Consider the following 8,895-nt stretch of genomic DNA (forward strand, 5'->3'; position numbering starts at 1 on the left):
GAATTGAGGGTGGCATCGGCAAATCACCTCATTACCTCACTCTTAATTGAATATGCTAGAATCAGGATTTTACTGAAACGGGGTTAACTGTGAACCGTATAAAATCCATTCTTATTTTGAGTTTGCTGCTAGTTAACGCTGTGCAGGCACAAGGGGTTGTCTTAAAGGAGCTAAATGGCAAGCAGATACCTTTTGATAGCCTGAAAGGTCAGTGGGTGCTTATTAATTACTGGGCAAGCTGGTGCCAGCCCTGTATTGATGAAATTGCCGAATTAAACCGTTTCTATCAGCATAAAAAAGGACAGCTGGCTCTATTTGCGGTAAATTACGACATGTTGTCTTTGGAGGAGCAGCTTCTGCTGGTTAAAAGATACAATATCCGCTATCCAAGTCTGGAAGAAGATCCTGCCAGGCTACTGCAGTTAGGCGATATTCCAGGTGTTCCTGCGACATTTATCTTCAATCCAAAAGGGAAATTAAGCAAAACACTCTATGGCCCGCAAACATTAGCCAGCCTCAATGAGGCAATAGCGAGTTCTTAAGTCAGGGATTTTCAATCTCTCGATTAGGGAACAAACGTTTCTTTTGTGCCTGGGTCAACCTTATTTTTAAACGCCAACCGCCATCCTCTTCAGGTGTCTCGGCAAGTACTGCATCGATTTGGTAAAGCTGGGCACGCAATTTGGCGTCCTTGCCATCCAGGGAAATTTCTTCTTCAAAAATTGCCCCCTGCAATTGGCTGGCAATTGCTTCTTGTAGCAAATTAATACCGATGCCTGTTCTTGCGGACAACCATACCTTGTAACCATCGTCCTGCTTTTCCAGTTTGGCTTGCCAACCTTCTTTTTGATCGATTTTATTAAATACCTGGATAACTGGCATGTCTTTAATCCCTAATTCAGCCAGTACCTGCTGTACAGCAAAGGCCATATCCCGCCAATGAGGATCAGCAATATCAATCACATGAATTAATAAATCAGCCTCCTGGGTTTCTTCCAAAGTGGCTCGGAATGCTTCAATCAGGTGATGGGGCAAATCACGAATAAAGCCCACCGTATCCGTTAGGATGACGGAGGCGGCTCCGGGTAACTCCAGTTTCCGCATGGTAGGATCAAGGGTAGCAAAGAGTTGATCGGCGGCATAACTTTGCCCGCCTGTTAAACGGTTAAATAAAGTAGATTTTCCGGCATTGGTATAACCAACCAGGGAAACGGTCGGCATGTCTGCTTTTTGTCTGGCGCGACGGTTCTGATCACGGCTTTTTCTTACCTTTTCCAGGCGCTTGTTAATCGACTTGATCCGTTCGCGCAGCAAGCGGCGGTCGGTTTCCAGCTGGGTTTCACCTGGCCCCCTTAAACCAATTCCCCCTTTCTGCCGTTCAAGGTGAGTCCAGCCACGTACCAAACGGGTGGACAGATGTTGTAATTGAGCCAATTCCACTTGAAGTTTTCCTTCAAATGTACGAGCGCGCTGGGCAAAAATATCAAGAATCAATCCGCTGCGATCCACAACCCTGCATTGCAGCAGGCGTTCAAGGTTTCTTTCCTGGGAAGGGGAAAGTTCATGATTAACCAGCACCAGCTCTGCCTGACAGGCCTCCACCTGTTCCTTGATTTCTTCAGCCTTCCCCAAACCTACATAATATTTGGCTTCAGGGGTAGCACGAGCTCCAAGGACACAAGCCATCACTTCGGCCTGTGCCGAAACGGCTAATTCCTTAAATTCGGCTAATGCTTTCTCAGCATCAACACCAGGAAGCGCCAATTGTACGAGGATGGCGCGTTCGCCGGCTTGTGGTCGTTCAAACAAAGCTAGATTCCGGTAAGTAAACCAATCATCAAAGAGCCGCTAGTCTGCCACATTTCCTTCTTGCTCACCAGAGGGTATTTTTACCATCCGTGAAGGCACTATGGTTGATATGGCATGTTTGTAAACCATTTGGGTGACGGAATTCTTTAACATCACCACATACTGATCAAACGCATCAACGACGCCATGCAACTTAATTCCATTGACCAGAAAAATGGATACCGGGATTTTTTCCTTTCGCAATTCATTCAGGAAAGGATCCTGCAAGAGGTGATTTTTAGACATTGCCCACTCCTTATTATTTTTTTCAGGCAACACGCCCTAATATAGTCGTCTTTTTAAAATAAAACTTTAAGTCTTTCATTTGGCATTGCATCCCAGGTTGATTTCGTTACTATAGATAATGCCTGTAACACGAAGTAAATTTGACTCTGCAGGCCTGTTGTCAATTCGCTGCAAAATTCCAAACTTGTGTTCTTAATCTTAAGTATAAACAATATCTAATATTAAGCGTGAATTACAGCGGGGATTAACAGTTATTGACGACCAACCATTAATCAACAGGCATTAATAAGGAGATTAGGATGTCTAAGTATACCAAAACAGAATTACTGGCAATGGAAAAACCGTTTGTCTGTTTAATAGAAGATGGCGATTCTTTAGCAGAAAATTATGAAGAGCTGGAGCAGTTGTCAGCGAAAGAGAAAATTAATTTGGCGACAAAGATTCTTTTGCAATGCCCTGATGATAGAGTGGAATTTCTGCAAAAGAAACTCGCGCAGCTAAAAGAAACCTCCCCTAAATCCTTTATCCATTTACTGGGGCAAGCCCTGAAGACAGCCGCAATTATTACCGCAATATTAAATCCGGACGGTGGAAATTCCTGTGAACTGCTGGAAGAAAACGTAGATTTATTTAATCAATTTCATCCCTTGGCTGATGCCCATGCAATCCCTTTGGCTTCTGCTTTGGCTAGCAATCTGTCCCTGGAAGGAAGAAGAAAATTATTTCCTAATGTTCAGGCATTTTCCAATACAAAATTTGCTGAAGCACTGGGAAAAGCTTGCGTTTTAAAAGATCAGCTCGACACATTAAATAGCGATACTCCCTGTCAGGCATTCATCAGCGCTGATTTTAATCCCTCCCTGTATCATCAGTTTCCGGTGCTAGTGACTAAACACCTTACTGATATTAAAGGGATCGCACAACGACTGGCTGATTCTCCCGAGGCCCATTTAGGTCAAATTGCCAAACAGTTGGAACAATTAACCGCTGTGGCCTATGATAACCTTAATCTCTTTAAGGAAATGAATCGAATCTTTGGCGAGCAGGCAGAAAAAAAACGGCTTACATCAGGGCAGGTTGTGAATCCCGGAAATAGCCGCAACAGCTGGTTAGCTGAACGTTCTTCCCTGAAGTCTTCTCAAGAAAAGCTCAACGAAGAATACCAAACCACCTTGAACTACTAATTCACTATATCGATAACTCAGGTATAACATCAGGGTTATCGATTACTTTAAAGAAACAACCTGCTATAATATTGGGCAATATAGTCTATATGCCAAAGCCTAATGTTAAAAAAATTAATCACCGGTTTGCTGGCCCTCTTGTGTTTGCCCTTTATCTGTATTGGTAGTCTGATTGCCGCTGTGTTCATAGTTGCGGTTTTAATTGCCGCCTTTCCATTTATGCTCCTTGGCGGTTCGATCAAAGCAGGCAGTGCTCTGGCGACAAAAATTGTGGATTTTTTTTCTTCAACAAACCAACTTCAAAACCACCATTGGCGAGGAGAGATAGCCGCCCATCTGTTACTAACCTTCTTTTTGATACCCCTTGCAGCAGGACCAATCGCCATTGCCTCGGCTGCTGCAATAGGGGTTGCCGCTATCTTGCTGTTACCGGCGATGGTGTATACCAGTACCTCATACCTTGTAAAAAAGATCGGTGCCAGACTAAGCTCCCTGTTGACTAGCCTGGAAGATAATCCAACCTTTGCTGATGGATACAACCTTTCAGCCAGCAGGCATGCAAATCTGGCTCAGGATGGAGTTGGCAGTTCTTTGCAGCAAGAGAATCCGGCCGTTCCGCCTCCTTTATTCTCTCCAATCTTTTCAGAAAAGGAGGCAACAAGCCACCCTCCATCAGCAGAGGATTCCGCAAACGACAGCCTACCCTTGCCAATAATTTGATTTAAAAAAACCTATTTGAGCGCGGAGTGATTGTTTTGCGCCTGAATGGTCTTGCTGGAGAAAAAACCTCCTTCTCTTTGAGATATTTCTTACAAACTGCAAAGCGCTTTCCTCAATGACATAAGACACAGACCAGATATACTGAAACATATACAGGGATGACAAGGATTAGTCTGACAGGACGTCGCTTAGGGACCAGCACAGGGAATGTGCTTCGCTGCAAGGATGCAGCCTTTTTGGGGTGCTATAAATCTGATAAATTGCATATTAGTCTGTAAGGTTTTCGCTTGAACCAAAAGAATCATTTTGCGACCAGTCAAAGTGCTTTCACTTGAAAAAAGGGCACGCCCATTTTAATTCCTAACGCTTTTGCTTCATTGGAGCGTGCGACAACACAGCCGTCATTATTGCTTAAGACGATAATCGGCGTGGTGCGTAAATCGGGGCGAAAAAGCCGCTCGCAGCTGGCGTAAAAATTATTGCAATCGATAAGGGCAAACATACTAGCTTGCCCTATGGATAACGTGGGTGACAACGCCCCAGATGACCAAATCCTGTTCATCGGTAATATCAATGGCGGGGTAGGCACTGTTTTCAGGAAGCAGCTCCACGCGCCCTTCTTTTTTTGACAACCGTTTTACCGTGAGCTCCCCATCAATCGCCGCAATCACGATTTTACCATGGCCTGCTTCAAGGCTTTTATCGACAATGAGCATATCGCCTGACTGAATGCCGGCACCGGTCATTGAATCGCCGGAAGCAATCAGGAAAAAAGTCGATGCCGGGTGTTTGATTAAGTGGGTGTTTAAGTCCAGGTGCGATTCAATGTAGTCATCAGCAGGGGAGGAGGGGAAGCCTGCACGGACACTGCTTGAATACAAGGGGATTGTGCAGGATTTGCCGCTGTCGATAAACGCAAGGATTTCGTTGATTTTGGAGCAGGGAACCCGTAGCACTTTGGTTTCTTCACTGAATTTTTTTGGCCGACCAGCACCTGCCCTGAGTCCCCCTTTAACCATTTTTATGCCTCATTTTGAATTCGTTACAAAATCAATAATAGAAGCAGTTTTAGGGCTTGTAAAGTGCAAAAACAGGAGTTAGGGCTAACCCTCAGATACTATTGAAGAAAAAAATTCAGTCATGGGTTGTCCGCTGGCAGGGCAGCGGACAAATGCGTAAGAATAGATTTAAGGGAAAGAAGGGGTGTGGTTTCTGTTGCTGAACAGGTCGTCACAGCTGGTTGATTTTTTCCAAAAGCCATGCGAACGATGCGAGGTAGAGGGGCCTGATTGTTGGCGGTATCGCTTGTATTGGGCATTTAACTCCTGGACGGTAGGGGCGCTGGAGTTGGTGCTTGATAAGGCATCAAGCCGCTCTGTCTTGTTGAATTGGGTGAGCATTTTTTCTGATTTTTGAGTGTCGTTCTCAATTTTATCCAGCAATGTCAGCAGCTGCTCCCTTAATATTTTATTTTCATTATGAGTTGAATCAAGCGATTGTTTGAGAGACTCGGTCTGCTCAAGAAGCACAGTGTTTTCTTCCTTTAAGCCCTCCATCTCCTTCACAAGCTCATTCTTTGAAGCAATTAAAAGCTCTGTCTGCTGTTGAATGAGTTGCTGTGCATGTTGTTTGCTTATTTTTCCTGCATCCACCTGTTTTCTTAACCTGGTGTTTTCCTGCTGTAATGACATGTAGTCTTGTTGCAGTTTCCTGACCATTTCTAATAGCTCATTAATTCGGGCTCTTAAGGTTTCCAAAAGATGTTTTACCCAGGCATCGTCTTCTGTCTTTAGCTCTTCTGGCTTAAATTGCTCTAAAAGGTCTTTTAACTCCAGGGTTAGCGGGCGCAGCGCAGAAAAAAAGCGCCAAAAGCCTGGCATCTGGTTTTGATATAGATTGATGTCACGCCAGAGATTGGCACCGTATTCAGCGGATGCAACCAGCTTCAGTAAAGCGACAAGGTGCTTTTTATCTTCTTCATTAGGGTTTTTATACAGTAATACCGAATTTTCTTTTTGATACGTTGATTTAACTGTATCAAAGCCTTCAACTTGTCTGTAATGCTCCCTGTTTGAGTCGAACAGCACTCCTTCGAGCCCTTTATCTCCTTCATAAACCAAAAACCGGCCGTTTCCTTCGTTACGCCTTTCCATAGGACAGGTTTTTTCAGCATGACCAAGTAGTTTGATTGCCAGCGCTTTTTTTAATTCGTCTAATTTGATTCTCACTGTTAATACTCCATTTAAAAATCAGGTTTCTCAATAATGATTAAGGGCATGTGATTGGGTTTTTTAGTTCGTGGCTCGGGGCAGGAGGCTCCTGTCCAAATATCCCTAGCTTTTCCAATCTTGTTTTGATGGATAGCAGTTCATTACTTTTCTCTTCGCGCTCTTTCCATGGCGAATTCACTGTAGAAGATTGGAATAAATTAATTGACATGACTGCTCATCAAGCTTAGATTTGCGTTGTTTTAAAGGAGGGTTGTTTCGCAAGCGTTTTTTTCAGTTAAGAGGTATGGTCTGGAGTTGATTTACCGTTTGTTTCTTATAAATAACTAGTCAATTTCTGCCAGACCGATTAAACCTGCTTGATTAATAAGCTCCCAAAATTATTCCCACCGACTTTTGGTTGATATCAACGCTCTTAAATGCAGAACCATTAAAACACCCTGATTTTTCCACTTCATTCCTGATTGGCAGAAGCGCCGTTAATAAGAATCTTGCAAGGGGTGTTACCTGGCATTAATGTAAGGATATGTCTGAGCATTCTCTTCTGTGATTAATTAAAGGTCACAAAGCTCTTTTTATTTTCAATTAATTCACTTATAATTCATTTTTAAAATTATCCCCAGTGAATAGAATTAAGGTGAAAGTATGCAATCCAAATTCGAGAAGTTTAATGAATTACCACCAGACCTTAAAATTGAAACGGCTCAAGATTTATCAAACCGAGATTTAGTAAACTTAGCTCAGACATCAAAATATCATTTGGCTTTGTTTAAACCGGTGGTTGATGTTCGTAAATTATTGCATCATGTGACACGCGGGGAACATGATGTGGTTAAAGCGATGTTAAGGCAGGACATCCAGTTAATTTTTAACCGGGGCTTCGTTAAGGATTGTTCTGGGCGGGAATTTGAGAACGTAAGTCCTTTTGAATACGCACTGTGGGCTCTTGATAAACACATGTGGGCAGCAATGATTGCGTGCATCCCAAGTAATGAAGAGGGCAAAAAGGTATTTGCACAATTGATTGCTCAATACAACAAAGTGAACACCGACGGAGTCACTTATAGGCTTCATGGAAAAACAATCACTGAAAAGCATTTTGATTTCAAAAACACCCTCATTCAAGAGTTGCAAACGCAAGTAGATTCAATCAACGCGCCCGGGGTTAAGAATTGGGATACCATTGATAAGCAGTGGCGAGAAGGGGTTGGTGGTGCACAAAAACTACTACCTATGCATATTGTTGATGAATACTGCTCTGATAGGCCATTTCATCCTACGCCTAAGTTTATCTCACAGCCAAAATCATCGAAACAAGTTTATAATTGGTATATTGACAAGAATGAAAATTGGTTTAGCCGGGATTCTAAGCTGTCGGTTGATTTTGCAATATATAGAGGCCGGTGCTCGTTAGGTGTGGCCACGGGTTCGGTTGCGGGGCCGAGCGAGCAGACACTGTTACTTGATTTGCCCGCCATGAAGGCATTATATCAAGTAAGAGCAAACGATTTTATCGAACTCAAATCGCAACTTGAAGACCAGATGACACTGGATAATCATCACCAACCCTCTCGGACTTGAGCGAATTGAGATCATGCCGATGAAGAAGCCTGGCGGCCTAAGCCGCCACATGCTCATCCCAGAACGAGTCTAAAAACCATAAAAGCAAGTCCTAATATAACCGGTGTGCTGCTGTTCTCACCCACCACATACACCATCGATGCAAGTAACTGATGATTCGTCGGGGAGAAACCCCATCTTTGACCATCCATTCAACTTTAGGATTTCAGACACCTGGCGAGTTTGGCATGGTTGCATAATGTTGGTGTCCGGTTTTTCAGGGAGGGATCACGTTGACAAAAAACGATTTTTCGTCTTAAGGATACGTTAATAATAACGTAGTATCCTAAAGAGTAATTATATTGCTGGAAAAATCATGATGTTTAACTATTACTTTGACAGTCAAAATCGTGTTTATTATAAATGGGGGACTAACGAAAATAGAGAGCATGTTTTTTATAGTTTATGTAATAATGAATGGTCAGAAATTTGCATTTGTGATAATGGAAGAAAGACAGGATTCGGTTGGGAATATGATATTCAACGAAGTGATACAGATAGAACAACACTGTCTACATTCAATGATTTATCCAGCATTGTTTTGACAATTACTACTACTTCACGTTCAACTCTTTCTGTAACAAACCGATATATTAAACTTGAGTTAGTAGATAAACAATCAGTGCCATTTCAAGATGAGACAGCGAAGTATAGTGGTAGAACCATATCTCAAAAACCTGCACCCACAACTCAACCAAGCACCAGACTAAAAACTTACGAGCTGACTCCAAATCAAAAAGAAAAGCTTATACAGCATAAAAAAATGCTTGAGCAGCGTTGGTTTGAACGCCGTATCCATGATTATTTATTTTTTTGCCAAGGACGTACCAAAACCGAGAAAATCACCGAGCTCACTAAATTGCTTAATGGGGAGGCCTGTGATCCCGATGTAGTGGAACAAGGGCGCACTGGCAAAATTTTAGGTAGTGTTTAAATAACTGTGTCATCTGGTAATCCCCCCAAAAAATAATTGATGTCAAAAGTAGAATTTTCTCGTAATGTATATGGAAGGAGATTCTGCATGAAACGATCAAAATTCAGTGATACCC

Annotated in this window: 9 protein-coding genes and 1 pseudogene; 5 read left to right on the forward strand and 5 right to left on the reverse strand. The window is 42.7% G+C overall.

What is annotated here, in order from left to right:
• The first annotated feature begins 98 nt into the window (after positions 1–98).
• A complete protein-coding gene (locus E1O65_RS02350; RefSeq protein WP_242601518.1) occupies positions 99–542 on the forward strand; it encodes a TlpA disulfide reductase family protein in 444 nt (147 codons plus the stop codon).
• Between the two features lies 1 nt (position 543).
• On the opposite strand, the gene hflX is transcribed toward E1O65_RS02350, so the two are convergent.
• Positions 544–1,809, reverse strand: a complete 1,266-nt coding sequence (gene hflX, locus E1O65_RS02355) for a ribosome rescue GTPase HflX (RefSeq protein WP_133131994.1) — start codon at positions 1,807–1,809, stop codon at positions 544–546.
• Positions 1,810–1,848: 39 nt separating this feature from the next.
• Positions 1,849–2,094 (reverse strand): RNA chaperone Hfq, encoded by a 246-nt coding sequence (hfq, locus tag E1O65_RS02360; protein ID WP_133131995.1) that lies wholly within the window; start codon positions 2,092–2,094, stop codon positions 1,849–1,851.
• Between the two features lie 299 nt (positions 2,095–2,393).
• Here hfq and E1O65_RS02365 point away from each other — a divergent pair, with 299 nt between their 5' ends.
• Positions 2,394–3,278, forward strand: coding sequence for a hypothetical protein (locus E1O65_RS02365; RefSeq protein ID WP_133131996.1), 885 nt, complete (start codon positions 2,394–2,396; stop codon positions 3,276–3,278).
• Positions 3,279–3,380: 102 nt separating this feature from the next.
• Complete coding sequence (locus E1O65_RS02370; RefSeq protein WP_133131997.1) at positions 3,381–3,998, forward strand: hypothetical protein; 618 nt, start codon at positions 3,381–3,383, stop codon at positions 3,996–3,998.
• 325 nt (positions 3,999–4,323) lie between these two features.
• Here E1O65_RS02370 and E1O65_RS02375 read toward each other — a convergent pair.
• The 3 genes and pseudogenes from E1O65_RS02375 to E1O65_RS02385 form a co-directional block, all read right to left on the reverse strand.
• Positions 4,324–4,500: pseudogene (locus tag E1O65_RS02375) on the reverse strand (DNA polymerase V, subunit C); the annotation flags it as partial.
• 1 nt (position 4,501) lies between these two features.
• A complete protein-coding gene (umuD, locus tag E1O65_RS02380) occupies positions 4,502–5,017 on the reverse strand; it encodes a translesion error-prone DNA polymerase V autoproteolytic subunit (protein ID WP_133131999.1) in 516 nt (171 codons plus the stop codon).
• 168 nt (positions 5,018–5,185) lie between these two features.
• Complete coding sequence (locus tag E1O65_RS02385; RefSeq protein ID WP_133132000.1) at positions 5,186–6,226, reverse strand: hypothetical protein; 1,041 nt, start codon at positions 6,224–6,226, stop codon at positions 5,186–5,188.
• A gap of 645 nt (positions 6,227–6,871) precedes the next feature.
• On the opposite strand from E1O65_RS02385, the gene E1O65_RS02390 reads away from it, so the two are divergent.
• Both E1O65_RS02390 and E1O65_RS02400 read left to right on the forward strand, forming a co-directional pair.
• Positions 6,872–7,807 carry an F-box protein gene (locus E1O65_RS02390; RefSeq protein ID WP_133132001.1) on the forward strand — a complete coding sequence of 312 codons (936 nt, stop codon included), beginning with the start codon at positions 6,872–6,874 and terminating at the stop codon, positions 7,805–7,807.
• 355 nt (positions 7,808–8,162) lie between these two features.
• A complete protein-coding gene (locus E1O65_RS02400) occupies positions 8,163–8,780 on the forward strand; it encodes a hypothetical protein (RefSeq protein WP_133132002.1) in 618 nt (205 codons plus the stop codon).
• Positions 8,781–8,895: the final 115 nt, after the last annotated feature.

It is taken from the genome of Legionella sp. W10-070, from assembly GCF_900640175.1.
In the GTDB taxonomy this organism is placed as follows: domain Bacteria; phylum Pseudomonadota; class Gammaproteobacteria; order Legionellales; family Legionellaceae; genus Tatlockia.

Bases quoted from the DNA above. Each gene is read 5' to 3' on its own strand.
- hfq (WP_133131995.1), bottom strand. From the start codon at position 2,094: ATGTCTAAAAATCACCTCTTGCAGGATCCTTTCCTGAATGAATTGCGA.
- E1O65_RS02365 (WP_133131996.1), top strand. From the start codon at position 2,394: ATGTCTAAGTATACCAAAACAGAATTACTGGCAATGGAAAAACCGTTT.
- E1O65_RS02370 (WP_133131997.1), top strand. From the start codon at position 3,381: ATGTTAAAAAAATTAATCACCGGTTTGCTGGCCCTCTTGTGTTTGCCC.
- umuD (WP_133131999.1), bottom strand. From the start codon at position 5,017: ATGGTTAAAGGGGGACTCAGGGCAGGTGCTGGTCGGCCAAAAAAATTC.
- E1O65_RS02390 (WP_133132001.1), top strand. From the start codon at position 6,872: ATGCAATCCAAATTCGAGAAGTTTAATGAATTACCACCAGACCTTAAA.
- E1O65_RS02400 (WP_133132002.1), top strand. From the start codon at position 8,163: ATGATGTTTAACTATTACTTTGACAGTCAAAATCGTGTTTATTATAAA.